At 68.3% G+C, this 24,720-nt stretch carries 30 protein-coding genes and 1 pseudogene; 21 read left to right on the top strand and 10 right to left on the bottom strand.

All coding sequences use genetic code 11. From position 1 onward, the window contains the following. The first annotated feature begins 138 nt into the window (after nucleotides 1-138). The 5 genes from F5X71_RS15715 (at nucleotide 139) to F5X71_RS15690 (ending at nucleotide 6,305) form a co-directional block, all read left to right on the top strand. On the top strand, nucleotides 139-1,260 hold the full coding sequence (locus tag F5X71_RS15715; protein WP_167462639.1) for a CaiB/BaiF CoA transferase family protein: 1,122 nt from the start codon (nucleotides 139-141) through the stop codon (nucleotides 1,258-1,260). A 77-nt stretch (nucleotides 1,261-1,337) separates the two neighbouring features. Continuing rightward, nucleotides 1,338-3,134 carry an acyl-CoA dehydrogenase gene (locus F5X71_RS15710; protein ID WP_167462638.1) on the top strand — a complete coding sequence of 599 codons (1,797 nt, stop codon included), beginning with the start codon at nucleotides 1,338-1,340 and terminating at the stop codon, nucleotides 3,132-3,134. 47 nt (nucleotides 3,135-3,181) lie between these two features. Next, complete coding sequence (locus tag F5X71_RS15705) at nucleotides 3,182-3,808, top strand: QsdR family transcriptional regulator (protein WP_238815911.1); 627 nt, start codon at nucleotides 3,182-3,184, stop codon at nucleotides 3,806-3,808. A 1-nt stretch (nucleotide 3,809) separates the two neighbouring features. Next, nucleotides 3,810-4,802 carry a 1-aminocyclopropane-1-carboxylate deaminase/D-cysteine desulfhydrase gene (locus tag F5X71_RS15700; protein WP_167462636.1) on the top strand — a complete coding sequence of 331 codons (993 nt, stop codon included), beginning with the start codon at nucleotides 3,810-3,812 and terminating at the stop codon, nucleotides 4,800-4,802. A gap of 345 nt (nucleotides 4,803-5,147) precedes the next feature. Further along, nucleotides 5,148-6,305, top strand: coding sequence for a MarP family serine protease (locus F5X71_RS15690; RefSeq protein WP_167462635.1), 1,158 nt, complete (start codon nucleotides 5,148-5,150; stop codon nucleotides 6,303-6,305). Nucleotides 6,306-6,344: 39 nt separating this feature from the next. On the opposite strand, the gene F5X71_RS15685 is transcribed toward F5X71_RS15690, so the two are convergent. After that, nucleotides 6,345-6,929 carry an NAD-dependent epimerase/dehydratase family protein gene (locus F5X71_RS15685; protein ID WP_167462634.1) on the bottom strand — a complete coding sequence of 195 codons (585 nt, stop codon included), beginning with the start codon at nucleotides 6,927-6,929 and terminating at the stop codon, nucleotides 6,345-6,347. 407 nt (nucleotides 6,930-7,336) lie between these two features. Between F5X71_RS15685 and F5X71_RS15680 the strand changes: the two genes are divergently transcribed. The 4 genes from F5X71_RS15680 (at nucleotide 7,337) to F5X71_RS15665 (ending at nucleotide 9,574) form a co-directional block, all read left to right on the top strand. Continuing rightward, nucleotides 7,337-7,798 (top strand): protealysin inhibitor emfourin, encoded by a 462-nt coding sequence (locus tag F5X71_RS15680; protein ID WP_167462633.1) that lies wholly within the window; start codon nucleotides 7,337-7,339, stop codon nucleotides 7,796-7,798. Between the two features lie 217 nt (nucleotides 7,799-8,015). Continuing rightward, nucleotides 8,016-8,750, top strand: a complete 735-nt coding sequence (locus F5X71_RS15675) for a DUF6882 domain-containing protein (RefSeq protein ID WP_167462632.1) — start codon at nucleotides 8,016-8,018, stop codon at nucleotides 8,748-8,750. Between the two features lie 265 nt (nucleotides 8,751-9,015). Further along, nucleotides 9,016-9,135: an amino acid--tRNA ligase-related protein gene (locus tag F5X71_RS37450; RefSeq protein WP_167462631.1), complete on the top strand. Its 120-nt coding sequence runs from the start codon at nucleotides 9,016-9,018 to the stop codon at nucleotides 9,133-9,135. Between the two features lie 61 nt (nucleotides 9,136-9,196). Further along, nucleotides 9,197-9,574 carry a hypothetical protein gene (locus F5X71_RS15665; RefSeq protein WP_167462630.1) on the top strand — a complete coding sequence of 126 codons (378 nt, stop codon included), beginning with the start codon at nucleotides 9,197-9,199 and terminating at the stop codon, nucleotides 9,572-9,574. On the opposite strand, the gene F5X71_RS15660 is transcribed toward F5X71_RS15665, so the two are convergent. Further along, on the bottom strand, nucleotides 9,550-9,912 hold the full coding sequence (locus F5X71_RS15660) for a hypothetical protein (RefSeq protein ID WP_167462629.1): 363 nt from the start codon (nucleotides 9,910-9,912) through the stop codon (nucleotides 9,550-9,552). The two genes, F5X71_RS15665 and F5X71_RS15660, sit on opposite strands and share 25 nt — an antisense overlap. 348 nt (nucleotides 9,913-10,260) lie before the next feature. On the opposite strand from F5X71_RS15660, the gene F5X71_RS15655 reads away from it, so the two are divergent. Then, nucleotides 10,261-10,755 carry a phosphoribosyltransferase gene (locus F5X71_RS15655; protein WP_167462628.1) on the top strand — a complete coding sequence of 165 codons (495 nt, stop codon included), beginning with the start codon at nucleotides 10,261-10,263 and terminating at the stop codon, nucleotides 10,753-10,755. A 3-nt stretch (nucleotides 10,756-10,758) separates the two neighbouring features. Here F5X71_RS15655 and F5X71_RS15650 read toward each other — a convergent pair whose 3' ends face one another. The 3 genes from F5X71_RS15650 to F5X71_RS15640 all read right to left on the bottom strand — a co-directional run bounded on the left by F5X71_RS15650 (nucleotide 10,759) and on the right by F5X71_RS15640 (nucleotide 13,173). Beyond that, nucleotides 10,759-11,304 (bottom strand): MarR family winged helix-turn-helix transcriptional regulator, encoded by a 546-nt coding sequence (locus tag F5X71_RS15650; RefSeq protein ID WP_203218347.1) that lies wholly within the window; start codon nucleotides 11,302-11,304, stop codon nucleotides 10,759-10,761. A gap of 248 nt (nucleotides 11,305-11,552) precedes the next feature. Further along, nucleotides 11,553-11,831, bottom strand: coding sequence for a hypothetical protein (locus F5X71_RS15645; protein WP_029892379.1), 279 nt, complete (start codon nucleotides 11,829-11,831; stop codon nucleotides 11,553-11,555). 322 nt (nucleotides 11,832-12,153) lie between these two features. Next, on the bottom strand, nucleotides 12,154-13,173 hold the full coding sequence (locus F5X71_RS15640) for an NADP-dependent oxidoreductase (protein WP_167462626.1): 1,020 nt from the start codon (nucleotides 13,171-13,173) through the stop codon (nucleotides 12,154-12,156). Nucleotides 13,174-13,371: 198 nt separating this feature from the next. Here F5X71_RS15640 and F5X71_RS15635 point away from each other — a divergent pair, with 198 nt between their 5' ends. From F5X71_RS15635 to F5X71_RS15610, 6 genes and pseudogenes are all read left to right on the top strand, one after another. Continuing rightward, complete coding sequence (locus F5X71_RS15635; RefSeq protein WP_238815910.1) at nucleotides 13,372-14,073, top strand: LGFP repeat-containing protein; 702 nt, start codon at nucleotides 13,372-13,374, stop codon at nucleotides 14,071-14,073. Nucleotides 14,074-14,171: 98 nt separating this feature from the next. Then, a complete protein-coding gene (locus F5X71_RS15630; protein ID WP_167462624.1) occupies nucleotides 14,172-14,909 on the top strand; it encodes an LGFP repeat-containing protein in 738 nt (245 codons plus the stop codon). A gap of 61 nt (nucleotides 14,910-14,970) precedes the next feature. After that, nucleotides 14,971-15,462 (top strand): VOC family protein, encoded by a 492-nt coding sequence (locus tag F5X71_RS15625; RefSeq protein ID WP_167462623.1) that lies wholly within the window; start codon nucleotides 14,971-14,973, stop codon nucleotides 15,460-15,462. A gap of 51 nt (nucleotides 15,463-15,513) precedes the next feature. After that, the gene (locus F5X71_RS15620) at nucleotides 15,514-16,356 is read left to right on the top strand and encodes a MerR family transcriptional regulator (RefSeq protein ID WP_238815909.1); all 843 of its coding nucleotides are present in this window, start codon (nucleotides 15,514-15,516) and stop codon (nucleotides 16,354-16,356) included. Between the two features lie 44 nt (nucleotides 16,357-16,400). Continuing rightward, nucleotides 16,401-16,859, top strand: coding sequence for an SRPBCC family protein (locus tag F5X71_RS15615; RefSeq protein ID WP_167462621.1), 459 nt, complete (start codon nucleotides 16,401-16,403; stop codon nucleotides 16,857-16,859). A gap of 38 nt (nucleotides 16,860-16,897) precedes the next feature. After that, nucleotides 16,898-17,149, top strand: a pseudogene (locus tag F5X71_RS15610) (macro domain-containing protein); the annotation flags it as partial. A 79-nt stretch (nucleotides 17,150-17,228) separates the two neighbouring features. Here F5X71_RS15610 and F5X71_RS15605 read toward each other — a convergent pair. After that, nucleotides 17,229-17,627: an NUDIX hydrolase gene (locus F5X71_RS15605; RefSeq protein ID WP_167462619.1), complete on the bottom strand. Its 399-nt coding sequence runs from the start codon at nucleotides 17,625-17,627 to the stop codon at nucleotides 17,229-17,231. A 138-nt stretch (nucleotides 17,628-17,765) separates the two neighbouring features. Here F5X71_RS15605 and F5X71_RS15600 point away from each other — a divergent pair, with 138 nt between their 5' ends. Continuing rightward, the gene (locus tag F5X71_RS15600) at nucleotides 17,766-18,560 is read left to right on the top strand and encodes a DsbA family protein (protein WP_167462618.1); all 795 of its coding nucleotides are present in this window, start codon (nucleotides 17,766-17,768) and stop codon (nucleotides 18,558-18,560) included. A gap of 161 nt (nucleotides 18,561-18,721) precedes the next feature. Continuing rightward, the gene (locus F5X71_RS15595) at nucleotides 18,722-20,764 is read left to right on the top strand and encodes a TerD family protein (RefSeq protein WP_167462617.1); all 2,043 of its coding nucleotides are present in this window, start codon (nucleotides 18,722-18,724) and stop codon (nucleotides 20,762-20,764) included. A gap of 58 nt (nucleotides 20,765-20,822) precedes the next feature. Here the strand turns inward: F5X71_RS15595 and F5X71_RS15590 are convergent, their stop codons facing one another. The 3 genes from F5X71_RS15590 to F5X71_RS15580 form a co-directional block, all read right to left on the bottom strand. Next, nucleotides 20,823-21,194, bottom strand: coding sequence for a hypothetical protein (locus F5X71_RS15590; protein ID WP_167462616.1), 372 nt, complete (start codon nucleotides 21,192-21,194; stop codon nucleotides 20,823-20,825). Between the two features lie 11 nt (nucleotides 21,195-21,205). Then, nucleotides 21,206-21,643, bottom strand: a complete 438-nt coding sequence (locus F5X71_RS15585) for a roadblock/LC7 domain-containing protein (RefSeq protein WP_167462615.1) — start codon at nucleotides 21,641-21,643, stop codon at nucleotides 21,206-21,208. A gap of 66 nt (nucleotides 21,644-21,709) precedes the next feature. After that, nucleotides 21,710-22,093 (bottom strand): hypothetical protein, encoded by a 384-nt coding sequence (locus F5X71_RS15580; protein WP_167462614.1) that lies wholly within the window; start codon nucleotides 22,091-22,093, stop codon nucleotides 21,710-21,712. A 352-nt stretch (nucleotides 22,094-22,445) separates the two neighbouring features. Between F5X71_RS15580 and F5X71_RS15575 the strand changes: the two genes are divergently transcribed. Beyond that, entirely contained in the window at nucleotides 22,446-23,342 is an 897-nt protein-coding gene (locus F5X71_RS15575) for an aromatic prenyltransferase (RefSeq protein ID WP_167462613.1), read from the top strand. 100 nt (nucleotides 23,343-23,442) lie between these two features. Beyond that, the gene (locus tag F5X71_RS15570; protein ID WP_167462612.1) at nucleotides 23,443-23,643 is read left to right on the top strand and encodes a hypothetical protein; all 201 of its coding nucleotides are present in this window, start codon (nucleotides 23,443-23,445) and stop codon (nucleotides 23,641-23,643) included. A 148-nt stretch (nucleotides 23,644-23,791) separates the two neighbouring features. Here the strand turns inward: F5X71_RS15570 and F5X71_RS15565 are convergent, their stop codons facing one another. Further along, nucleotides 23,792-24,040, bottom strand: coding sequence for a hypothetical protein (locus tag F5X71_RS15565; protein WP_174817077.1), 249 nt, complete (start codon nucleotides 24,038-24,040; stop codon nucleotides 23,792-23,794). A gap of 171 nt (nucleotides 24,041-24,211) precedes the next feature. On the opposite strand from F5X71_RS15565, the gene F5X71_RS15560 reads away from it, so the two are divergent. Further along, a complete protein-coding gene (locus F5X71_RS15560; protein WP_167462611.1) occupies nucleotides 24,212-24,718 on the top strand; it encodes a hypothetical protein in 507 nt (168 codons plus the stop codon). Nucleotides 24,719-24,720 lie beyond the last annotated feature (2 nt).

The raw sequence follows: 24,720 nt of genomic DNA, 5'->3' as shown, positions 1-24,720 counted from the left end.
AGCGCCGCGGTCACGGTTTCTCGAGCGCGACGGTCATTGGCCGCGCCCCGAGTCCGCCCTACCGTCGGGACACCGACCGGACGGGCGGGGTTCGGCCGTGGCCGCATGCCCGCGTCCAGGACGACAGAGAGCGGAGACATGGGACCACTGCACGGAGTCAAAGTCATCGAGATCGCCAGCCTCGCGCCCGGCCCGTTCGGGGCGATGATCCTGGCCGATCTCGGCGCGCAGGTGCTGCGCGTTGACCGCGGCGGCAAGCCCGGCGAGGGCATCGTCTCCCCGGAGGGTCCGCTGGACCGCGGGAAGCACAGCATCACCCTCGACCTCAAGAACCCCGACGACCGGGACACGCTGCTCGAGCTGGCCGAGCACGCGGATGTGCTCATCGAGGGATTCCGGCCCGGGGTCACCGAACGCCTCGGCATCGGCCCCGCCGATCTGGCGGCACGCAACCCGCGTCTGATCTACGGCCGGATGACCGGCTGGGGGCAGCAGGGTCCGCTGGCGCACACCGCCGGCCACGATATCGACTACATCGCCGTGTCCGGCGCGCTCGGACTGGTCGGCCGGGCGGGCGAGGCGCCGGTGGCGCCGGCGAACATGCTCGGCGATTTCGCGGGCGGCGGCCTGCTGCTCGCGCTCGGGGTGCTCGGCGCGCTGTACGAACGGGAACGGTCCGGCAAGGGCCAGGTGATCGACGCGGCGATGGTCGACGGCGCGGCGCTGTTCACCGCGTCTATGCACGGCCTGCACCACCTCGGCCTGTGGAACTTCCCGCGGGGCGAGAACATGCTCGACGGCGGCGCGCCGTTCTACGACACCTACGAATGCGCCGACGGCGAGTACCTCGCGGTCGGCTGCGTCGAAATCCCGTTCTACAACCAGATGCTCGCGATTCTCGGCATCGACGACCCCGACCTGCCGTTCCAGCTGGACAAGAACGGCTGGCCGCGACTCAAAGAGGTACTCGGCGCCAAGTTCAAGGAGCGCACCCGCGACGAATGGACCGAGCTGTTCGCCGGCTCCGACGCATGTGTCGCTCCGGTGCTCAGTCCGTGGGAAGCCCACGAGCACCCGCACAATGTGGCCCGCAACGCCTTCATCACGGTGAACGGCGTGCTGCAGCCCGCGCCCGCGCCACGGTTCGACCGCACGCCCACCGAGCCGCCCGAACCGCTCTCGGCCGACCCGCAGCAGGTGCGAAAACTGCTGTCCGGCTGGGGGGTTCCCGCCGCTGCCCTGGATCGTCTCGGCAGCTGAGGCTACGATTCCGGAAGCACACGACCGGGGAGCGACGTAAGATACAGTAGATTGCACATGTCTCGAAAGGATGGGTGATGCGGTCTACGCTGCTTTCCCGGCGCGATCTCGACTTCCTGCTCTACGAGTGGCTGCGGGTCGAGGAGCTGACCAAACGTGAGCGGTACGCGGACCATTCGCGAGAGACCTTCGACGCGGTGCTCGAGCTCAGCGAGCAGCTGGCGACCAAGTATTTCGCGCCGCACAACAAGCTCAACGACGCGCACGAACCGAGCTTCGACGGCGAACGCGTCACCCTCATCCCCGAGGTGGGGGTGGCGCTGGACGCCTTCGCCAAGGCCGGATTGCCCGCCGTGGCAATGGATTACGAGATCGGCGGCGGGCAGCTGCCGGTGACCGTCGCGCAGGCGAGCTACGCGTGGTTCCAGGCGGCCAATCCCGGCACCGCAGGCTACTCGTTCCTCACCGTCGCCAACGCCAATCTCCTGCTCGCCCATACCGGTCCCGAATTCCGCGAGCGATTCGTGCGACCCATGCTGGAGGGCAGGTACTTCGGCACGATGTGCCTGTCCGAGCCACAGGCCGGGTCGTCACTGGCCGATATCGTGACCCGCGCCGAGCCGCGCGCGGACGGCACCTATCGCCTCTTCGGCACGAAGATGTGGATCTCCGGCGGTGACCACGAAATCGGCGAGAACATCGTGCATCTGGTGCTCGCGAAGATCCCCGGCGGCCCGGCGGGCACCAAGGGCATCTCGCTGTTCGTGGTGCCGCGCTTCCTGGTCGGCGCGGACGGCACGATCGGCGAACGCAACGATGTCGCCTTGGCCGGGCTCAACCACAAGATGGGCTTCCGCGGCACCGTCAACACCGTGCTCAATTTCGGTGAAGGCAAATGGACGCCCGGCGGCGCACCCGGCGCGGTCGGCTATCTGGTCGGCGAGCCACACCGCGGACTGAGCTACATGTTCCACATGATGAACGAGGCGCGGATCGGCGTCGGCCTGGTCGCGACGGCGCTCGGCTACACCGGTTACCTGGAATCGCTGGACTACGCGCGCACCCGCGCGCAGGGCCGCGCGAAGCTGCCCGCCGACCCGAGCGCCGCGCAGCGACCAATCATCGAGCACGCCGATGTGAAGCGAATGCTGCTGGCACAGAAGGCTTATACGGAGGGCGCGCTGGGCCTGGTGCTCTACTGCGCGCGCCTGGTCGACGAACAGCGCACCGCCGAGACCGCCGAGGAACGGCAGTCGCTGACCCTGCTGCTCGACATCCTGACCCCGATCGCGAAGAGCTGGCCGTCGCAGTGGTGCCTCGAGGCGAACAACCTCGCCATCCAGGTGCTCGGCGGCTACGGCTACACCCGCGAATACAACGTCGAACAGCACTACCGCGACAACCGGCTCAATCCGATCCACGAGGGCACCCACGGCATCCAGGGTCTGGATCTGCTGGGCCGCAAGGTCACCCAGCAGGGCGGTGCCAGCTTGCTCGCGCTCGGCAGCCGGGTGCAGGCCACGGTCGCGACCGCACGGGCGGCCGGTGGCGAGGCGGCCGAGCTTGCCGCGCAATTGGATTCGGCGTGGCAGCGCCTGGTCGAGGTGACCGCGGGCCTGTTCGCCTCCGGCGATTTCGAGGCCGCGCTGGCGAACAGTTCGGTGTATCTGGAGGCGTTCGGCCACATCGTGCTGGCCTGGATCTGGTTGGAGCAACTGCTGGCCACCGGCGCGCAGACCGGCGACTTCTACGACGGCAAACGGCATGCGGCGCGGTACTTCTACCGCTTCGAGCTGCCCAAGACCGGGCCCGCGCTGGACCTGCTCGCCCGGCTCGACACCACCACACTGGAAATGCGGGACGCCTGGTTCTGATTCCCGGATCGGTTCGGTACACGAGACGAACGATGTACCATTTTCCGATGACCTCCCCCAGCCAGCGGACCACCCGCCCGCCCGGACGACCGGCGTCCGCGACCAGAGAGGAGGTCATCGAACTCGCACGGCGGGCGTTCCTGGCCGGCGAGCGGGTCGATATCCAGGCGATCGCAGCGGAACTCGGGCTCAGCCGCGCCTCGATCTACCGCTGGTTCGGTTCCCGCGAGGGCGTGCTCGGCACGGTGCTGGCGGGTGAGTTCGCGGCGCTGCTCAGCCGCGCCGACGCGCGCAGGCGCTCCACCGGGGCCCGGCGCATCCTCGACGTGCTGTACCGAGTGAACCGCTGGATGACCGACAACGAGCCGTTCCGGCGGTATTTCGAGAACGAGCCGCTGGCCGGCTTGCGCATTCTCACCGCGAGCGACGGTCCGGTGCAGCCGCTGGTGGTCACGACGGTGCGCGAGCTCATCGCGCGCGCAGAGCGTGAGGACGACTACCGTCCGCCGCTCGAGCCGGATCTGCTCGCCTACGCGCTGGTTCGGCTCGGTGAGGCCTTCCTCTACAGCGACAACGTGGCCGGTATCCGCGGCGACGTGGATCGCCTGCACGAGGTGCAGGCCGCGCTGCTCGGCATCCCCGAGGCGATCACCAAATCTCGCGCCGACCGCTGACATGACAGATTCCCTACTGCACCAGCGTTTTCCCGAGCTCACCGGCACGCTGCCGTTCCTGCGGCTCGGTACCGCGCCTACCCCGGTTCGCCCGGTCGACATCGACACCGGAGTTCAGTTGTGGTGCAAGGACGACAGCGCCTACGGCGACGGCGGATGGGGCGGCAACAAGGTCCGCAAGCTGGAATGGCTGCTGCCCGAGGCGCGTCGGCGCGGCGCGCGCACCATCGTCACCGTCGGCGGCACCGGCACCAACTGGGGCCTGGCCACCGCGCGCTACGGGCGCGAGCACGGCATCGACACCACGCTCGCCCTGGTCGACCAGCCGCTCGACGAGCACGTCCGGGCACAGCTCGACCGCCTGGCGGATTCCGGTGCGACACTGCGTTTCACGCACACCAAGCGGCAGACCGTGCTCCGGGTGCCGTGGCTGTATCTGCGGCACACCCTCGGTGGCAGGCGCCCGTACTTCCTGCCGGTGGGCGGCTCGTCTCCGCTCGGCGCGCTCGGCTATGTCGAGGCCGCACTGGAATTGGCCGCCCAGATCGAGGCCGGTGCGCTCGCCGAACCCAGCCATCTCGTGACGGCCGTCGGGTCCGGTGGCACCGCGGCGGGTTTGGCGCTCGGGCTGCGACTGGCGGGGCTACGGACGCGCGTTGTCGGCGTTGTCGTCAACGACACGCTTGCGCTCGACGCCACGCACATCGTCGGCCTGGCGCACCGCGCCGAGCGGCTCTTGCGTTCGCGCGGTGCGCGATTCGCGCCGACCGGCCTACAGGCCGCCGACGTGACGATGACCACCGACTGGCTCGGCCCCGGCTACGGCCACCCCACCCCCGCGGCCGCGACCGCCCAGGCCCGCGCCGCGGCCGACGGCCTCCGGCTCGAGCCGGTCTACACCGCCAAGGCCATGGCCGCGCTGCTGCACCTCGGCGCCGCGGGCGAATTCGGCGCCGGGCCCGCGCTGTTCCTCAACACTTACGGCCCGAGGTAATCCGGCCACCGCCGCACCGAGCTGACCGAGAGCCGTTCCGGGTCGCCGTTCACTTCACGGTCGGGCGAGCACGGCCGCGATGAACCAGCTGATGCGCGGCTATGCCACCCGCAACGCCGACGACGGACAGACCGAACTGCTCATCGACCCCGGGCACAATCGCACCCGGCTCGGCGGTCCCGACGCCCGCTGCGCCCCGAGGAGAGCATCCCGGCCGTGGTCGACGTGCTCGAAGCCCAGGCCGGCGCCCCTGGCCCGCAGTTCCTGGACCGGCACGGCATGCCGGTCCCGTGGTAGCGCCGCGACCCGGCGAGCCACCGGCTAACAAGTCGCTATTTTGGAAGCGTGACCCTGCCTAATTGGCTCGACCTCGCCCTACTCGCCGCGACCGGGCTGGCCGCGCTGGTCGGCTGGCGGCGCGGTGCGCTCGCCGCGATGATCGGGATGCTCTGCGTCGTCGCGGGCGCGGTGGTCGGCGCCTGCGTCGCGGCGGCGACGCTGAGCCGGGTGACACCAGGACCCATCCGGCTGCTGATCGTGCTGTGCCTGATCATCGGCATGGTGGCGTTCGGCGAGACGGTCGGCCAGCGGCTGGGCCGGCGGGCGCGCCGCGCGATCCGCGGTCGGCTCGCACAACGCGTCGACGCCACCGGTGGCTCGTTCGTGCACGCGGCCGCGGTGCCGCTCGCGGTGTGGCTGCTCGCGGCACCGCTCACGGTGTCGGCCCAGCCGAGCCTGGCCGCGGCAGTGCGGGATTCGACGGTGGTGCGCGCGGTCGACGGGGTCGCGCCGTATTGGCTGGCCGGACTGTCCACGGTGATCACGACCCCGATCGTCGACGCCGGGCTGACGCTGCCGCTCGCGCCGCCCGACGCACGCGTCGTGCACAGTCCGGTACCCCGCGCGTTGCAACAGAGTGTGCTCCGCGTCCGCGGTGCGGCACCGTCGTGCGGTCGGCAACAGACCGGCTCCGGCTTCGTCATCGCCCCGGAGCGCGTGCTGACCAACGCCCACGGCGTCGCGGGGACGAACGAAGTCGGCGTCGACACACCACGCGGCCGGCTGAAAGCGGTGGTCGTGCGCTTCGACCCCGCCCGCGACCTGGCGGTGCTCGCGGTGCCCGGCCTCGACGCACCGCCGGTCACCGTCGCGCCCGAACCCGGCGTGCCCGGCGCCGACGCCATCATCCTCGGCTACCCGGAGGGCGGGTTGTACACCGCCGCCGCGGCGCGGGTGCGCCAGCGCGGCGACCGTCCGGTGCCCGACATCTACCGCCGCGCGACGAGCGAGCGGAACGTCTACACGGTGAACGGCACGATCCGCGAGGGCAATTCCGGCGGACCGCTGACCGACGCGCAGGGTCGGGTGTTCGGCATGGTGTTCGGCGTCGACCCGGACGACGACGCGGTCGGCTACGCGGCGAGCCTGCCCGAACTGCTCGCCGAAATCGGCCCCCTCGACACCGCCGCACCAGCCGTGGACACGGGGCCTTGCCTGCCTTGAGCCCGATCCAGGGGCCGCAACACCCGGAACCCGGTTCGCTCAGGCGTTCTCGGCGATGATCACGACACCGCTCCCCGCTTCGAGCAGCGGAACGGTCTGTGCGGCCGCCTCGTCGACGTGCACGCGCGGATGCGCGGGACGCTGCGTCTCGTAATAGGTGCCGGGACCGTAGAACTGGCCGTATTTCACGACCACGCCGCCGATGTCGAGCACAGCGGCCTCATGCCTGCCGACGGCCGCGCCGCGCCCGCCCGTGGGCTCCCACGCGATGCTCTGCGCGACAAACCGTTTCGCGCCTGCGGCTCGGGCGGCCGCGACGAGGTTGCGGGTGCCCTCGGTGCGAATGCGCGAGTTCGCCGCACCGGACTCCGGCAGCAACGCGGCATCGTCGGGGAGGTCGGTCAATTGGTGCAGCACGAGATCGGGTGCGAACTCGCGAACCCCCTCGACCAGCGCGTCCGCGTCGTACACATCGCAGACCACCGGCACCGCACCCGCCGCGCGGATCCGTTCGGCCTTGTCCGCCGATCGGGTCATCCCGGCCACCTCGTGCCCGGCCGCGATCAACAACGGCAGCAATCGGGTTCCGATGACGCCGGTCGCGCCCGCCAGAAAGATCCGCATCGCTTCACCATAGTCAGCCCGCTCCCCCGCCCTGCGGCACGTCGCGTTCTCCCCACTCGATCCATGCCTCGTCCATAGCGTCGACGTACCGACCGTAGGGAATCGACCCGGTGGCATCGATGATGCGCCGCGGAGCGGGTCACGACATCGAGCACCCTCACCGGCTCTGCACCGCGCGCGAGTACGCGAATTCGAGGTCCGCGCGGATCATTTCGGCGATGCACGGTAGATCGGCGCGGGCGCCGCCGGGTGCCGCGCATCAACCGTCGCCGCGGGCCGCTACCGATCATGCCTGTCTACCGTCCCTGCTCCGACACACCGACCCGGCTCGCGGGCAAGGGCATCGAATACGACTGGGGAATAGATGAACGGTTACGTTCGCGGGGCTGTCTGAGTAGCGTGGAAGCATGCGGAAACCGCGATTTCACCGCAGGCGAGTACTGGCGGCGACCTTCCCGATCGGCATAGCCGCGGCACTGTTCGGAGCCACCGGCTGTGGCTCGGAATCCAGCGGCGACGCACCGGACCCGGCCACTGCCGCGACCACATCCGCGGCAGTGCGCGTCGAACTACACCAGACCGGTGGCATCGCGGGGGTTCACGACATCTATACCGTCGACAGCGCTCTCGCCGACCAGCGCCGCGGCCAATTGTTCGATCTGGTCGGCAGCCAGCAGTTCCGCTCGCTCGACGACAGCTACTTGGGTCCGGACGAATGCCTCGATCAGTTCTACTACGAGGTGGTCGTGACCTACGCCGACAACACGACCAAGAACGTGAACACCGACGACTGTAGCCAGGCACCGCAATTGCTTACCGACGTACGCGCGCTTACCAAGCAGATCGGCGTACAGACCAACCATCGGTAGTCTCCGCACGCAACGAATAGTGCACACCGGTCGGTTCTCCGGTGCATCGAGGCACCTCGGGGGAAATCCGCCCGCGCAACGCCGACGACATCGGCGGCCGCGGCGCGGAATTGCATAATCATCGGATCACCAGACGCTCATAACGTCAGGCGAACCGCTATGGACGCCATTTCTAGGGGGATGCGTCGTGTATGAAAATCGATCAGGATTGGCTGTCGTGACGGCTTATCTCCGCAGTGAATCGCCAACCCTCGAACAGTTGCTCGATGACGCGGCATTGATGTCGTATGAACATCAAGAGCGCAGCATCGAGGTGCTGGGCGCACACCGGTGGCAGGTCACCTATGAGCCGCCGTTATTCGAGTTCTTCGGCGATCATCCGTTGGCCTGCACCAGGTTTCACGTGCTCGGCACCGCCGCGCCGGGTCCGCGCAGCTGGCTGTGGAGCTGGGCCAACCACGACTGGTACCCGCAGGAGGTCACCGAGCTGGCCCGATCGGTGCGCGATTACGGTCTGCGCCACGGGATTCCGGAATTGCACACCGCCGAGATCCCGTTCGCGCAGCTGCCCGGCGCGCCGAGCGAACCGAGCCGGGTAACCTGGCTCATCGGTGAACTCTGCAAGGCGGTCTCGGGCAGTTGGACGTGGTACAGCTGCGACGTCGGGGGCGGCACCCGGCTCGCGGTGCTGATCGAACATCCCGACCTGGACCCGCCCGCACTCGATCTGCTCAGTCTCATACACGTGCTCAACGGCGTCTTCCGCCTGAAGCTGCCCGACCATCGCCGCGCCATCCACAGCTACGCCGTGCAACGCGGTCTCGCCGCCACCTTCAACGACGACGCCACCAAGCTCCTACTCGCCGCCCCCGGCCTCGAAGTAGCCATCGCCTTCACCTCCACCGGCCTGGTAACCGCCATGTCCTCCTCCCGAGTAGACAGCCTCGCCTGACCACCGGCCGCGCCGAAAAACAACTGGCGCGGTTCGTGGGCGCGGCTACCATCGGTGGCGCGGCGTTGACGAGTGTGACGAACTTCGAGCCGCATCGGCCGGTCACCGATTCGCGAATCGACCAGTAGAGGCGGCACGTCACGCGCCGCGAAGGTGTGGCCGAAAAGGCCGGCGGCACAGTGGAAATACTCAGCGTGCGGCTACCTGTTGTGCCGGAGCGGATTCCGGTCGTGCATTTCCGCGATGCGCTCGAACTGGTGGGTGCATGCCGCCGCACGGCGGGTTCGCTATCAGGTTGGAGCGGTGGGTGGCCCGGGTGGTCGGAGCGGACAATGTGCGGCGGGTGGCGTTGTTTCCGAGGGATCGGCATCGGCTGCGACCCTGAGAGCGGGGCCTGTGGGGTGCGCCGCGGGTACGGTGGGCTTGATACCCAGTGAGGGGGAAATATGAGCAGCGACAAGGTTGTTCGCCGGTTCACCGCGAAGGCACAGGACACGCGGATCTTCGGCGAGCCGTATGAGACCGCCGACGGGTCGACGATCATCACGGTCGCCCGGCCCGGCGGCGGTCCGCGCGCGGCAGCGCCGCTGGGCATCTTCGTCGTGCACAACGGCGAGGTGAAATGGGAATCCGCCGTGGACACCACCCGTATCGCGTTGCTCGGTGAGGTCATCGGGTTGGCGGCGACGGTGTTCACGACCCTTGCGATCCTGCGTCGGCCGCCGTGGCCCGATGTCTCCGCCGCCAGCCTGCGCGCGATGCGCGAGCTGCACGCCGGATGGCAGCAGCGCCGCCGGATTCAGCCGCCCAGCGCGCCTTCGTAGACGTAGCAACCGAATCCGTCGACCTTCGAGGGCAGCGACGCCTCGCCGAAGCTGTTCTTCTCCTCGCCCTCGCAGACCGCGATCATGTCCGGCTTCGGCGCCACGCCGCGCTGGTGCAGCTTGAACTTCTGCTTGATCGGCCCGGACTCCGGAGCGCCGTTGCGCGACTCACAGTTCCCCGCGCCGACCGCGCCCACCTCTTCCGGCTCTTCGATGTCGTCGCACACATAGGTCCATGGCTCCTCGGCGCCCGCGATCGCGGCGACGGAGGTCAGGCCGGCGACCGCCGCGATGAACAAGACTGCGAGGACAGCGATCCGGACCGGGGACAGGCGCATGACAATCCTCATTTCTCTGGTGCGGGGAGGCCGGAAAGGGGTCGTGGTGCGACCCGATAAAGCGAACCGTAGTCGACCCGACAAACCTTTTATCCGATTTCAAACGGGTGTCGCGCGGGTATCCGCGCGCCCCGAAAAGCCGGACACAATTTCCCGCAAAAGCCCTCCGACAGATAGGTCGCAGGCCGTTTCACGAACCCAGCTATCGGCAAAGACACATTCTCGGCGAAAATAGGCCGTCGGCCGCGCCGGGGCCGGGTTGCCCACCGAACGCCGACCGTGGGAGCGGCCACAGTGCGCGCCCTCGTATGCTCTTTGCGCAATCGCGACGAGGGAGATGGAGGATCCATGGCGGATCGGGAAGTGCTGACCTGGGACCTGTTCGGCTCGGCGAGCCGGGAATTGGCGACCACGATCGCCGACGACGGGTTCGAGCCCGATCTGATCCTCTCGATCGCCCGCGGCGGGCTGTTCGTGGCGGGAGCGCTCGGTTACGCGCTGGACGTGAAGAACCTGCACGTGATGAACGTCGAGTTCTACACCGGCATCGACCAGCGCCTCGACCTGCCGGTCATGCTGCCGCCGGTACCGCAGGCGGTGGACCTGGCGGGCGCGACCGTGCTGGTCGCCGACGATGTCGCCGACACCGGGGCCACGCTCAAGCTGGTACGCGACTTCTGCGAGGACCACGTCGCCGAGGTGCGATGCGCGGTGATCTATCAGAAGCCGCGCTCGGAGGTCGACTGCGAGTACGTCTGGAAGCACACCGACCGCTGGATCAACTTCCCGTGGTCGACCGAGCCGCCGGTGGTGCAGCGTCAGGTCAAGGTGCTCGACGCGTAATCCTCACCGCTGCTTGCGCTCGCCGGTCAACGCGTCGAGGCGAGCACCGAGGGCATTGACCTGATCGCGCAGGGCGACGAGCGTGTCGACGGGATAGCCGACCGAGGCCAGCACGGCCTCGATCATCGCCCTGGCCTGGTCCTGCAGCGCGAGACCCGCCTCGGTCGAACGCAATTCGACCGAGCGGCGGTCGTGCGCGCTGCGCACGCTCTCCACGAATCCGTTCGCCTGCAGTCGCTGGATCAGCGGCGACACGGTGCCGTAGTCGAGGCGCAGCTGTTCGCCGAGTTCCTTCATCGTCATCCCGGGGCGCTCCCACAGCGCGAGCAGCGCGAGGTACTGGGGATAGGTGAGGTGCATCGCGTCGAGAAACGGCCGGTAGGCCGCGGTCATCGCGCGCGAGGTCGAATACAGGGCGAAGCAGAGCTGGTTCGCCAGCGAGAGCAGGTCGGGGCCGGACTCCCCCGTGGTTGCGACGGTGCCGTGTGGTGCAGCCGGCTCGACACGCACCGCTGCGGTGGGATGCGCTTGTTCGAACATACCCTGCACTGTACGCATGGTGGACAGGGAATTTCTCGCCGTGCGCGCGCGATCATCGCCGATTGCCGCGGTGTCGCCCACCGGACTCCAACGATCACCGACCGGGCGGGGGCGGTCGGCCCGCACTCGCGGATCCGGCTCCGGTTCGACGCGAGATCGGCTTGCGGCGCAACAGCTTCGAGCGGGTGGCCGAATGCGGCCGAGTCCGGCTCAACGAGATCGCCCCCGTCGAGCCGGTGATCGAAACCGCTGCCGGATCAGCCGATAACGGAGTTCATGATGGTGCCTGCACTGGTTGCCACCGCACCGCCTGCCATCGCGCTGGCGATCATCTTGGGCGACTGCAAACCGCCGCCGCTCCACTTCTCCCACGCGAACCGGCCGCCGCCGTAGGTGATGGCGGTGATACCGGACAACTGCACGAGCCAGGTGAAGTAGCGGCCCATTTGCATCAACTTGTCCGCCAGCGGCGGGGCCTCCGGTGTCGGATTGCTGACCTCCGCAAGAACGGTGTCGTGTAGCGCGGCCAGAATCATGCTCACGTTCGTTGCTCCTTTTCGCGGGCTTGAGGTGGGGTCCGGACACGAGAAAATCGCGCTGTCGTGCGCGATTCGACTAACCGAAGAAATGCGCCGGCACAGAATTCGCCGACACCACCGACACGATCGCGCTATCTGACGCTGTCGACCCGTGCCATGTCGCTCCTGCTTTCCGCTCGTCGCCGGAAAAACTCGTGACCTGCACAATTGAACCCCACCAAGATCAGGTGGATACCGCGACACACCGAAAGTTCGACACACCGAAGCGAGACCGTGATCTGACCCGAGGCCGACCCACAAACGCCATGTCGGAGGGTCGCTAGTCCGCGACTTTCACCACGAGCTTGCCGAAATTGCGACCCGCCAGAAGTCCGATGAAGGCCGCGGGCGCGTTCTCCAGTCCCTCGACGACGTCCTCGAGATAGCGGATGCGCCCCTCGGCGATCCAATCGGACACCTCACGCAGGAAATCGGGGTAGAGCTCGCCGGCGAACTCGGACTGGATGAAGCCGCGGACGGTGAGGCTCTTGGTGAGCACGCGTGCGTAGAAGGACGGGAAGCGATCGGGACCGTCCGGCGTACCACTGGCGTTGTAATTCGCGATCATGCCGCAAACCGGTACCCGCGCATAGGTATTCAGCAGCGGGTAGACCGCGTCGGCGACGTGGCCGCCGACGTTCTCGAAGTAGATGTCGATGCCGTCGGGGACCGCGGCCCGCAGCTGGTCGGCGAAGTCGGGGGCGCGGTGATCGAGGGCGACGTCGAACCCGAGCTCGTCGCGCAGCGCGGCACACTTGCGCGGGCCGCCCGCGATACCGACCGCACGAACGCCCTTGATCTTGGCCAGCTGCCCGACCATCGACCCGACCGGCCCGGTCGCTGCCGCCACCACGAGCGTCTCCCCCGCCCGCGGCTGTCCGATCTTCAGCAACCCGGCGTACGCGGTGAACCCAGGCATGCCGAGCACGCCGAGCGCGGTGGAGATCGGAGCCTTGTCCGGATCGAGCTTGCGCAGCGTCGCGGCGCGCGCGACGTCGGCGCTCTGCCAGCCCGAGTAGGCCAGCACCACCTCGCCCTTCGCATACCCGGGATCGCGCGAGTCGAGCACCTCCGCGACCGTGGCGCCGACCATCACCTGCCCGATCTCGACCGGCTCGGCATAGGACGCCGCGGTGCTCATCCGACCGCGCATGTAGGGATCCAACGACAGGTACAACGTCCGCAACAGCACCTGACCGTCCGCGAGCGGCGGCAGTTCGGCGGTTTCGACCCGGAAGTTCGCCGGGGTGGGGGCACCCTCCGGCCGGGATGCAAGCACGATTCGCGTCGACTCGACCATGAGTAGAGCCTAGGCGCTGAGCCGTGGCGGCGCGGGCGGGCTTCGCGACGGCGTCCGGTCCTCGGCTAACGGGTTCGGCGGTACTGCCGATAGGGCTGGTGTCGGAATGCGCGACACCGTCGTCTCGTACTCACCATCACATCGGGAGTTCTCTTGGCACGTTTATCTCGCACCCCTCGCCCACACGCTCGCCTCGCGGTGACAGCGGCCACCGCGACCGCGCTGGCGGCCCTGCTCACGGCCGGCTCCGCGGGCGCGCGGCCGATCGGGCCGTTCGACGTCGGCGGCGCGATCGAGGTCGAATACGACCAAGCGGGGGGCGGCGCCGTCTTCGGCGATCCGGTCACACCGGAGTCCGACGCGGGCCGCGGCGGGAAATTCCAGGCCTTCGAACGCAATGCGTCCATCTACTGGCATCCCAGCACCGGCGCGCACGCGGTCGGCGGCGCGATCCGCGCCAAATGGGGCGATCTGGGCTGGGAGAACGGCTTTCTCGGCTACCCGGTGACCAGGGAGGAATCGACACCGTCGAAGCCGGGACGCTACAACCACTTCCAGGGCGGATCGATCTACTGGTCCGTCGGCACCGCCGCGCACCAGATCGGCGGCGCAATCCGGGACAAGTGGGCCGCCTACGGCTGGGAGAACAGCCCGCTCGGGTTCCCGATCACCGACGAGGCGGCCGCCAAGAACAACGGCCGCTACAACCTGTTCAACGACGGCGCCATCTACTGGTCCCCGAAGCACGGCGCGCACGTCGTCTGGGGCGCGATCCGTACCACCTGGGAAGCCCGTGCGGGCGCCAACGGCAGCTACGGCTACCCGACCAGCGACGAGTACGACTATGAGGGCGGCAAGGCGCAGGACTTCGAAGGCGGCCGGATCACCTGGCACCCCTGAGCGCGCCGCCGGGGCGGCGCGGTCGACGCCGGCGCGGCGTGCCATCATCCTCAGCGACGCTGTCTCGTCATCGAGGACCGCCCGACCGAGGAGCTATATTGGCACGCCTGTACCAGACCTTGCCCGGAGCCCGCACGACCGCGCTGGCCACCGCGGTACTCGCGGCCGCACTCGCCGCCGGTGTCGCGCACGCACGGCCGATCGGGCCGTTCGAGGTCGGCGGCGCGATCGAGGTCGAATACGACGCGGCGGGCGGCGCCGCGGCGCTCGGCGACCCGACCACGCCCGAGTCCGACGCCGCCAACGGCGGCAAGTACCAGAATTTCGAGCGCGATGCCGCGATCTACTGGCAGGCCGAGACAGGCGCGCATCAGATCGGTGGTCCGATCCTGGAGAAGTGGCGCGGCCTGGGCGCGGAGTCCGGTGCGCTGCGCTACCCGGTGACCAGAGTGGAGCAGACGCCGGTGAAGGCGGGCAGCTTCAGCCATTTCCAGGGCGGCTCGATCTACTGGTCGGTGGGTACCGCGGCGCACCAGCTCGGCGGCGTGATCCGGGACAAGTGGTACTCCCTCGGCGCGGAGAACAGCCCGCTCGGCTTCCCGATCACCGACGAGGCGGCCGCCAAGAACAACGGTCGTTACAACCTGTTCAACGACGGCGCGATCTATTGGTCGCAGAAGACCGGCGCGCACGCGGTGTGGGGTGCCATCCGGATCACCTGGGAATCCCGGGCGGGGGCCAACGGCGCCTACGGCTACCCCACCGGCGACGAATACGACTTCGAAGGCGGCAAGGCCCAGGATTTCGAGGGCGGCCGAATCACCTGGCAGCCGTAGCATCGCGCGGCTACGCACCTCGGCTTGACCCTTACGTCGCGTGAGGCTTGACGATCAGGGCATGAACGAATTCATCAGCCCTGTCCCCGTGCCCGCGCTCGACGCGGTCGCCCCCGAGGTCTACCGCGAGTACTACGGCATGCCGATGTTCATCACCGTGCCGACCGCCGATTTCGCGGCCTCCGAAGACTTCTGGCTGCGCGGGCTCGGCTTCATCAATATCTTCACCATCCCCGGTCAATTGATCCACCTGCGGCGCTGGGCATTTCAAGATGTACTGCTGGTGGCTGGCACGCCCGCCGACGACGCACCCGCCATGCGGGTCGACTTCTCGTGCGTGCCCAGCCAGATCGACGAGATCGCCGCCCGCTGTGCGGAACTCGTGCCCGGTTCCACCGACGGACCGCGGGAGATGCCGTGGAACGCGCTCGAGCTGACGGTGATCACGCCCGAGCGGGCGCACGTCGTGATGACCGCCGCGCGTCCGATCGACCCGCGCAGCCCGCAGGCCGACGCGCTGCGCGCGGTCGGCTTCCCGGTGCCGCGGGCCTGAGCGTCACTTCGCCACGATCGGAGCGGCACCGGCATGCGCGATACTGACCTGATGACACGGGGAGCCCGCGACGCACCGGCCAAAGCGGGCGAGCCGATCGATCCGGACGGCGCGACCGTCGGCCGGACCGCCGCGCTCGTCGGGATCAGCGTGCGCACACTGCACCACTGGGACGTGATCGGCCTGGTGCAGCCGAGTGGCCGGACCTGGTCCGGTTACCGGCTGTACTCGGCCGAGGACATCGCCCGGATCCATCGCGTGCTCGTCTACCGGGAACTCGGTCTCTCGCTCGCCGATATCGCCCGCGTCCTCGACGACCCGGCCACCGACGCGCGCGAACACCTGCGCAGCCAGCGCGCACAGCTGGTCGAACGGATCACCCGCCTGCAGGACATGGTCGGCGCCGTCGACCGGATGCTGGACTCGTTCCGATCCGGCATCCTGCTCGCACCGGAGCAGCAGGCGGAGATCTTCGGTGACCAGTGGCGCAGCGAATGGGTCGAGGAGGCCGGACAGCGCTGGGGTGACAGCCCGCAGTGGGCGCAGTACGCCGAACGGGCCGCGCACCGCTCGGAGCAGGACTGGCGCGAGATCGCGGCCGAGACCGAGGCGCTGTACGCCGACCTGGCCGCGGCGAAACTCGCGGGCGTCGTCGCCGGGTCCGACGCGGCGAACACCCTGGCCGAGCGGCATCGTGCGCTGCTGTCGCGCTATTTCGACTGCCCGCACGCCCGCCAGGTCTGCATCGCGCGCATGTTCGTCGAGGAACCGGGCTACGCCGAGTACCACGACGCCATGGCCCCGGAGCTCACCCCGTGGTTGCGCGACGTGGTGTTCGCGAATGCCAGGGCACACGGGGTGGATCCGGAATCGGCCACGTGGGACGGGGTGTGAGGCGAGCGGATGCGGGATGGGCGCGCGGATGCTTCGATCGAGGCATGACAGAGACCGATGACGTCGCACAGGTGGTACAGGCCAGTCGGGAGGTCGCGGCGGGCGCCGCGGTGATCTTCGAGCTCATCGCCGATCCGGCGCAGCACCCGCGCTGGGACGGCAACGACAATCTGGCCGAGGCCCCGACCGGGCAGCGCGTGCGCGCGGTCGGGGACGTGTTCACCATGACGCTCACCATCGGGGCCGTGCGGGAGAACCACGTCGTCGAGTTCGACGAGGGCGGCCTGATCGCTTGGCGCCCCGCCGAAGTCGGGCAGCAGCCACCGGGACACCTGTGGCGCTGGGAGATCCAACCGCTCGACGACGCGCGAACCCTGGTGACCCACACCTATGACTGGTCGCGGTTGACCGACGAGAAGCGGCTGGTCCGCGCCCGCGCCACCACCTCGGACAAGCTCCTGGCCTCGGTCGAGCGGCTCGCCGAACTCGCCGAGAAGTCCTGAGCCGGAACGTTTGTCCCGCACCCGCTACCGTCGACCCCATGACCGCCGCATCGCCACGGAGCGCCGCCGCCGTGCTGCTGCGCGGGGACATCCCCCGCCAACGCGTGGACGCGATCGTCAATGCGGCCAACTCCGGTCTGCTCGGCAGCAGTGGGGTCGACGGTGCGATCCACGCGGCGGGCGGGCCCGAAATCCTCGCCGCCTGCCGCGCGTTGCGCGCGGACCGCTGTCCCCGCGGGCTGCCCGTGAGACAGGCCGTCGCCACCACGGCAGGCGCGCTCGACGCGCGCGGATACGCGGCGTTCGCCGCCGCCGTCGGCTGACCCGATCGGCCACAACCGCATCCGCCGGTGACCGGAGCGCGCCGCGCTACCAGTCGATGACCCCCAGCTCGTGCAGTCGGCGGAACACCAGCATCGAACCCGGTGCGACGTGGTCCATCGCCGCGTATTCGCGCACCGTGAAGTAGCGCAGCTCGGCGATCTCACTGGTCGGCCGCGGCTCGCCGTCCAGTTCGGCGGTGAAACACGTCATGTGCAGCGGGGTGCCCGCCGCATGCCCGTAGGCTTCGGCCTCGAACACTCCGAGCTCGGCACAGGACAGCACGCCGACGCCGAGTTCCTCCCGCACCTCACGATGCAGGGCGACGACAGGAGTTTCGCCGGGATCGATCTTCCCGCCCGCCATGTAGAAGACGTCCTTGCCGATCGATCGCGCCTGCAGCAGACGACGATCCCTGACATGGGCCAACGCGGCTGTCCGAATCACCGGACCACCCTACTTTTCCACTCCGGTGACAGGTCAACCGAATAGCGCCGTTCGCCGGTCAGTGCCACAAACGCGGTCAGCGACACTAATGTGTCGGAGCGAACCTGTTCGATCGGCGGAAGGCATGGGGGAACAACGATGAACACCAGTCGGAGCGGGTGGCCGAGCCTGCCGCCGCGGGGGGATCGCAATCGCACGGTGCTGGCCTGCATGGTCGCGGGCGCCCTGCTCTTCGCCGTCATCTCAGGAATCAGCGTCGCGCTCGTGGCGCAGGACCTGAGCAGGGATTTCGTCGGCACCGCTGTCGCGGCGCCGCAGACACCGCAGCAGCCGGCGACCGGCCAGCAGCCCGCCGCCGAACAGCAGCAGCCGCTGGCCGCGATGCCGACCAACGTCACCGCCACCGGCGCGATCCCGATCGGCGATCCCGCCGCGAAGACCGTCGTCCGGGTGGTGGCCGACCTGCAATGCCCGGCCTGCCAGGCGTTCGAGCAGGCCAACGCCACGGCACTGGAGGACGCCGCGACCCGCGGGTCGGCCCTGATCGAGTACAACATCATCTCGTTCCTCGACCGCGCATCCACCACTCAGTACTCCTCGCGCGCGGGCAACGCCGCCTACTGCGTCGCCGAAGCCGACCCGGCGCGGTTCCATGGCTGGCTGGCCACGATGTTCGAGCAGCAGCCCGCCGAAGGCGGTGACGGCCTGCCCGACACCGAGCTGATCGCGATCGCACAGGCCGCCGGCTACACCGAAACGACGGTGGCCCAATGCATCACCGACCGCCGCTACGACGCCTACCTGCGCGCCAAGACCAAGGAGATCATCGACGGCGGCATCCGCTCCACCCCGACCGTCCTGATCGATGACCAGCCCGTCGCCGACGCCAAGCAACTCTTCACCCCCAACGGGCTCGCCCCTGCCCTGCGCTGAGCCGCAGCACCACCCCGGCAGACCGGTAGGTATCAAAAGCCCTGCGTAACAAGGCCGTCCTGCCTCGCGACTATCACTGCATCGTCGCCACACCGCGACGCCGACGCAGTGGGGGCCAGCAATGGCTTGCGTGCCGATTCGCGACAAGGGGTGCTTCGCCTGTGACGTCTCCGATGCTGGCCAAGGGTCAGAATATTCGCTTGCCCGAGGACGTGGTCCACATCGACATCGTGCTCGGGTGGACCGAGTCGGAGATCGAGGTCGACGCCTCCGCGCTGCTGCTAAGTGCGGACGGAAAGGTCGGCGCGGACAGCGATTTCATCTTCTACAACCAGCCGCAGGCCCTCGACGGATCGGTGCGCTTTCTCGGTGCGAGCGCCACCGAGGCGGGTGCACAGGCCCGCATCGCCATCGATCTTTCGCGGGTCGGCACCGCCGTCCACACCGTCGCTTTGGTCGGCAGTGTCGGCGAGGGCACCTTCGGCGATCTCGGCAAGCTCACCCTGCGCGTCGTCGACGGCGCGGGGTACACGCTGGCGGAGTACATCACGGCCGACGCGACTACGGAATCGGCCTTCGTCTTCGGCGAAGTGTATCGCCGCGGCGGGGAATGGAAGGTGCGCGCGGTCGGCCAGGGCTGGGCATCAGGGCTCGCCGGGCTGGCCACCGATTTCGGTGTCGACATCGATGAAGACGACGAAACAACAAGCACCGCAACAGAAGTCCACGCCGCCGAAGAAACAGCGCCCGCTGAGACGGTACCCGACGCGACAGCCGAAGAGCCGCCGACCGCACCGACTGCCGCGGCCGAGAAGCCGCACCCTGCCGCACTCCCCCAAAATCGTCAGCGCGGTATCCGCACCGCCAAGCGCGCCCCACGCAAGGCCAAACCGATCGAACTCAAACTGGCCGAACTCGATTCCTGGCGGACGGCTCCGCTGTTCTCCGTGGTCGGTGTCGGCGCGGGTGAGGAGCAGGAGCGCCGCGCGACCTCGGCGCTGATCGCCACCATGCAGGCGGTGCGGCCGTTCGCCCGCGCGGTCTGCGCGCGCATGGGCGCGCCGGTGGGCGCGTTCGAGGGTTATGTCGAAGTGCAGTACGAGCGTGGCGATTCGAAGGTCGTTCCGGACGCTGTGCTCAAGGTCGCGCGGGGCGGGCGGGTGTGGACCGGCCTGCTCGAGGTGAAGACCGGCAACGGCAAGCTGCGGCGCGACCAGCTCGAGAACTATCTCGATGTGGCGCGCAAGAAGAAGTACGACGTCGTGGTCAGCCTGTCGAACGACATCCCGGCCGGGCCGGGCGAGCTGCCCGTCGAGGTGGATCGGCGCAAACTCACCAAGGTCGCGCTGCGACACCTGTCGTGGTCCGAGGTGGCGCACGAGGCCCGAATGTTGCTCTCGCACGGCGGCATCGACAATGATCTGCAGGCCTGGCTCCTCGGCGAGTTCCTGCGCTATCTGGATCATCCCCGCTCCGGCGCGGCGGAGTTCGTCGACATGGGCAGGCACTGGGTCGCGGTCCGGGACGCGGTCGTCGCGGGCACCTTGCGCGCGGGCGACCAGAAGGCGCTGACCGTCGCCGACACCTGGGTCGCGCTGGCGCGCCACCTCGCGCTGCGGTTGACCGCGGAACTCGGAGTGACCGTCACACACGTACTTTCGCGCAGGCACCGGACCGATCCCGCGGCCCGCGGCGCGGCGGTGGCCGAGCATCTCGCCGCCGAGGGGACCTTCGAGGCGGTGCTCCGGATTCCGGACACCGCGGGCGATCTCGTGGTGATCGCGGACGTGCGGACGAACAAGATCCGCTGCCGCACCACGTTGACGGCCCCGAACGAGGGCACGTCGGGACGCCGATCGGCTTGGCTGCTGCGGCAATTGAGCGATGCGCCCGGCGAGGTCCTGGTCGAGGCGGTCTTCTCCGAGCGCGGTAACGAGGCGTGTGCGCGCCTTGCCGCCGTGCGGGCGGACCCGAAGGTGCTGACCAAGGACCGGGTGGGTTCGATCGTATCCTTCGGGTTGGAGCAGACGTTCCCGATGGGGAGTCGACGATCCGGCACCGCGGCGAGTTTCATCGCCAGCGTCACCTCGGCGACCGACGCCTTCTACGGTTCGGTCGTGCAACCGCTGCGCGGCTGGGTGCCCGCCGCGCCCAAACAATCCGAGCCCGCGAGCACGGAAACCGTTGTGGCGTCCACGGACTGACCTGTGTTCCGGCCGAGCCGGGCGGCGAGGGATCGCCGCCCGGCGCCGGCGCGGGAGCTCAGACCTCCAATTCCTCCTCGATGCCCTTTAGCCGGTGGCGAGCGAGCGCGAGGTTGGCGCGATCGCGGTCGAGGGCCAGATAGAGAAAGAGCCCCTTGGACTTTCGGCCGGTCATGGGACGGATGAGATGGTACTGACTGGACAGGGAGATGAGGATGTCCTCGATACTCTCGTTGAGGCCGAGCTGTTCGATGGTGCGCATCTTCGCGCGCACCACCTCGGTGTTGCCCGCACCGGCGACCTGGAGATCGAGCGACTTGGAGCTGCCGAGCGTGCCGAGCGCCATCCCGCTGTTGTAGTCGACAACCGCGGCGCCGAGCGCACCGTCGATCACCATCATGTCTTTCAGCGACAGATCCAGGTTGGACATGTCTGTTCCTCTCATTCGGTGTGTGTTGTCTGGTCTGTGCCGAGGTCGTCGGCCATCATGTGGTCGGCGATGGCGCGGGCCACCGGGCGCGACTCCAGGTGCAGCCGACCGACATTCACGTCCGGTCCGGCCAAGACGGTCAGCGACGTCCAGCCCGCCGCGTAGATCACCACGTGCCCCTCGCTGCCCCGGACGACCACCTCGTGGAAGCCGCCGCCGTGCGCGGTGGTGGTCAGCCGGTAGGACAGCGATAGCTGCGCGGCCGTCATGGCGGCCATGCCCGCGGGCTCGATGTGCGGCGGCAGATCGTGGGCGACGAGCAGACCGTCGCTGGAGGCGACCAGCGCGCCGGTCAGCTGTGGGACGCGCTCGCGCAGCAGCTTCAGCTCCCCCAGTACGGTCATGTTCAGTTCCGGTGCGGTCATCGCCACCTTGGTCAACCTTCCCATCAATTCTCCGAGCAATTTCCTTCGCGCGGTCACGGGTCCTCCCAAGCTGCCCGCCGGACTTCCGCCTCAACGCTCATGATCGTCCGCAGCGAATTCCGCGAGAATCCCCCGCAGCCGGAATCGCGCCATCGCCAGATTCCCGGTGTCACCATCGAACAGGACATGCACGAACAGCCGCCCCGCGAATTCGCCGGACAGCGGATTCAATAGGTGAAAGGCGTGCGTACCGCACACGAGGATCTCGGTGTCCGCAGAGCCGGTCGCGAGTGCGGCGCAGCCGAGCACCGAACGCACGATATCGGTTGTGGCAGCGGCATCTTCGTGTTGATCGACCAGGTCGTACCGACCCGCCGCGGCGATCGCGAGACCGCTCGTACCGTCCACAAGTGTCGTACTGCACGCACCGGGTATATCCATAATGCGCGCGAGGCAGCCATCGATATCGAGCACGCGCCCTAGCCTGTTCTGTAAGGGTTGAGGATTCCAGACGCTACACACCGTCCGCGCGTGTTGTACGGCAAATCCGGAGGGAATTCTCAGCACCGCCGCATTTACCGAGGATACGTCCTAAAAATACCTTGCAGTATTTAATACCCCACAGTTTCGATACCTTTCGGTTTCCGACACCACGCCCCGATCCGCCCGCGCCGTCGATCAATGCTTCAACTTTCCTGCGCGCTTCGCCCGAATCCCACGCCGGGACGGACTACGCTGTCGTCTCGGACATCGTGTCGGTCCATCCGTGTTCCACAGCCGACGGCGGCGTGAACCGCCCGCGGCGGTTACGTATCCGAGGTGACTGATGAGTTCTTCCACGCTGGTGACGCTCGATGGACTGCGCCGGGATCTCGGCGAGTTCGCCCGCCTCGCCGAGGTCCGCTACGACCCCGCGGTCACCGATCCGGTGCTGGAGACACTCGCCGATCTGTGGACGAATTCCGCTGTCGCCGTGCGCACCACGACGCACCCCGTATCCGAGCGTGACGTCAATGTGCGGGTGATGAATCCCGGCGCGCCGACCGAACTGATCACCAGGCTCCGCGCGGCCGAATTGCTCACCTACACCGGACATCCGATGGAGGAGCTCCTTGCCGCCGTCTGCGCGGCCGGGCCGGCCCATGCCGGTGTCGACGTCGCACTCACCGGCGGCATCCAGAAGATCTGGCTGATCTTCCCCGAACTGATGGACGTGCAACGGATGCTCGCCTTTCCCGGCATGCCGGAGTCGGCCCGCGCACACGCCGCGCACCTGTCCCGCTACGGCGGCAAGATCGGCATTCTCGCGGTGGATTTCGCGGCCCGCACGATGAATCTGTACTCGAATGTGTTCGAGCCGGGCACCCTCGACGCGGCCGAGATCGCCACCATCCTGGCCGATCTCGAGTTCACCGCGGCCACCGAGGAAGAGCTCGGGCTGCTCGGCGGCGCCTTCAATCTCTACCGCACCTTCTCCTGGACTTCCCCACGCATGCAACGCATTTGCTTCCCGCTGCGCCTTCAACCCGCGCACTTTCCGGCCCACCTGCATCCAGTGCTTGCCCGCTTCGTCGATGGCGCGCCCTTCGCCGACCCGGCCACCCGCGGGTTCGTCTTCTACACCGCGTACGGGCCCACCGATCGCTACTACAAGATCCAGGCCGAATACGCTACCGCCCAGCGCGCCGTCTTCCCTGGCGGAACCGCGCCGCGCGTCAACTGAAGCCCAGGACAATCGGGGTGACAGGGCTGACAATCGTTTCGCCGCAAGGTGTCCGGCGAGTTGCCGAAACGGGCGAGCGTGTCGCGGCGATGGCCACAGTATGCGAAGCGACGTACTCACCTGCGGTGAGCGGCGGCAGGTCGTGCGACGGCTCGTCGCCCTGTGCCACCACATGAACGAGCTCATCGGTGCGGCCGAAGCCGAATCGTCGGAGCAACTGATCACTCAGGCACACACCACCTGCCGACTATTACAGGATCTGGTCCTGGACATGGTGGCGGCCAACAGCAGAGCCCGCTGATCATCCGAACCGGAAACAGACCGCCGAGATTGTTTCGACGTGTCGACAATCCAACGGGGTGACCGAACCGAACTCAGATGTGAAGGCATCGATGTTTCGGAACGAGGTCAGCATGTGCCCACCGGGCCCACCCGGCACCCCGAGTCGCTCAGGCGGCCAGTGCGGTGCGCCAGCACCAGGTGTCGGTGTACTGATGCAGCCCGCTGATCTTGCCATCGGCCACCCGCCACAGGTGCGCGAACTCCGCGAACACCGGCTTGCCGGTGACGAGCACGGCGTCGGCGGCGGCGTCGAACCAGGCCTCGTCGTACGGCGCGATATCGAAGTCGCGGGCGACCGGACCCCACACGGTGGCCAGCGCGACCTCGCGACCATGCGGCGCGAAGCCGGCGGCCACGACGAGATCGGTTGCGTGCCATAGCCAACACGCATTGTGCGCCGAACGATTCGCGCGGCGTTTGCGGTGCCACGATGAGACCGTGCGGCTATCATTTGGTTAATCGTTTCCGTGTACGGGGGTCGGGTGGTGCCGAGGAGCGGCTCGGCGAGGCAGACAGGCAGGGGTTGAGTGGCGACGATCGCGCAGCTGAGGGCAATTCTGGCGGTACTGAACATCGACCCCGGCGAGACCGATGCCCTCGTCACCGACGGCATCGATCCTGCGGTCGAGCGCGCCAAGCTCGCGGCGCTGCTACAGCGGGTGTTCAGCAGTGAACTGCGCAGTGCCGTGACCAACACCCCGGACCAGCAGGAATTGGCTCGCCGCTGGACGGCGGCGAGCACCCAGTCCGCCCTGGACGGCGAGAACGCCACCGAACAGGCGCATTTCGACGCGCACTGGCTGCACAACCGGATCGACGCGCTGGCCCCGCGCCACACCTCCGATCAGGCGCCGGTGCTGCTCGACGCCGCGGCCCGAGCCGCCGAGGCCGCGCAGGTGCTGCTCTCCTTGAGCAGCGGAAATCCGCACGGCGACGGCACCGAATCGCTCTGGCAGACCGCCCTGGACGACCTGGCCTCGGCCTTTCACCTGATCAACGACGAGCACAACGCCATCACCCAGCCCATCGAATAGCC

It is taken from the genome of Nocardia brasiliensis (assembly GCF_011801125.1).
Taxonomy (GTDB): domain Bacteria; phylum Actinomycetota; class Actinomycetes; order Mycobacteriales; family Mycobacteriaceae; genus Nocardia; species Nocardia brasiliensis_C.
This window is presented reverse-complemented; position numbering and strand designations above follow the sequence as displayed.

What these genes read in the sequence shown, in the direction of transcription:
- F5X71_RS15680 (WP_167462633.1), top strand. Translation starts at nt 7,337, where the DNA reads ATGCGGAAACCGCGATTTCACCGCAGGCGAGTACTGGCGGCGACCTTC.
- F5X71_RS15655 (WP_167462628.1), top strand. Translation starts at nt 10,261, where the DNA reads ATGGCGGATCGGGAAGTGCTGACCTGGGACCTGTTCGGCTCGGCGAGC.
- F5X71_RS15590 (WP_167462616.1), bottom strand. Translation starts at nt 21,194, where the DNA reads ATGTCCAACCTGGATCTGTCGCTGAAAGACATGATGGTGATCGACGGT.
- F5X71_RS15600 (WP_167462618.1), top strand. Translation starts at nt 17,766, where the DNA reads ATGAACACCAGTCGGAGCGGGTGGCCGAGCCTGCCGCCGCGGGGGGAT.
- F5X71_RS15615 (WP_167462621.1), top strand. Translation starts at nt 16,401, where the DNA reads ATGACAGAGACCGATGACGTCGCACAGGTGGTACAGGCCAGTCGGGAG.
- F5X71_RS15575 (WP_167462613.1), top strand. Translation starts at nt 22,446, where the DNA reads ATGAGTTCTTCCACGCTGGTGACGCTCGATGGACTGCGCCGGGATCTC.
- F5X71_RS15700 (WP_167462636.1), top strand. Translation starts at nt 3,810, where the DNA reads ATGACAGATTCCCTACTGCACCAGCGTTTTCCCGAGCTCACCGGCACG.
- F5X71_RS15645 (WP_029892379.1), bottom strand. Translation starts at nt 11,831, where the DNA reads ATGATTCTGGCCGCGCTACACGACACCGTTCTTGCGGAGGTCAGCAAT.
- F5X71_RS15570 (WP_167462612.1), top strand. Translation starts at nt 23,443, where the DNA reads ATGCGAAGCGACGTACTCACCTGCGGTGAGCGGCGGCAGGTCGTGCGA.
- F5X71_RS15585 (WP_167462615.1), bottom strand. Translation starts at nt 21,643, where the DNA reads ATGGGAAGGTTGACCAAGGTGGCGATGACCGCACCGGAACTGAACATG.
- F5X71_RS15660 (WP_167462629.1), bottom strand. Translation starts at nt 9,912, where the DNA reads ATGCGCCTGTCCCCGGTCCGGATCGCTGTCCTCGCAGTCTTGTTCATC.
- F5X71_RS15620 (WP_238815909.1), top strand. Translation starts at nt 15,514, where the DNA reads ATGACACGGGGAGCCCGCGACGCACCGGCCAAAGCGGGCGAGCCGATC.
- F5X71_RS15710 (WP_167462638.1), top strand. Translation starts at nt 1,338, where the DNA reads ATGCGGTCTACGCTGCTTTCCCGGCGCGATCTCGACTTCCTGCTCTAC.
- F5X71_RS15665 (WP_167462630.1), top strand. Translation starts at nt 9,197, where the DNA reads ATGAGCAGCGACAAGGTTGTTCGCCGGTTCACCGCGAAGGCACAGGAC.
- F5X71_RS15685 (WP_167462634.1), bottom strand. Translation starts at nt 6,929, where the DNA reads ATGCGGATCTTTCTGGCGGGCGCGACCGGCGTCATCGGAACCCGATTG.
- F5X71_RS15715 (WP_167462639.1), top strand. Translation starts at nt 139, where the DNA reads ATGGGACCACTGCACGGAGTCAAAGTCATCGAGATCGCCAGCCTCGCG.
- F5X71_RS15640 (WP_167462626.1), bottom strand. Translation starts at nt 13,173, where the DNA reads ATGGTCGAGTCGACGCGAATCGTGCTTGCATCCCGGCCGGAGGGTGCC.
- F5X71_RS37450 (WP_167462631.1), top strand. Translation starts at nt 9,016, where the DNA reads ATGCCGCCGCACGGCGGGTTCGCTATCAGGTTGGAGCGGTGGGTGGCC.
- F5X71_RS15705 (WP_238815911.1), top strand. Translation starts at nt 3,182, where the DNA reads ATGACCTCCCCCAGCCAGCGGACCACCCGCCCGCCCGGACGACCGGCG.
- F5X71_RS15625 (WP_167462623.1), top strand. Translation starts at nt 14,971, where the DNA reads ATGAACGAATTCATCAGCCCTGTCCCCGTGCCCGCGCTCGACGCGGTC.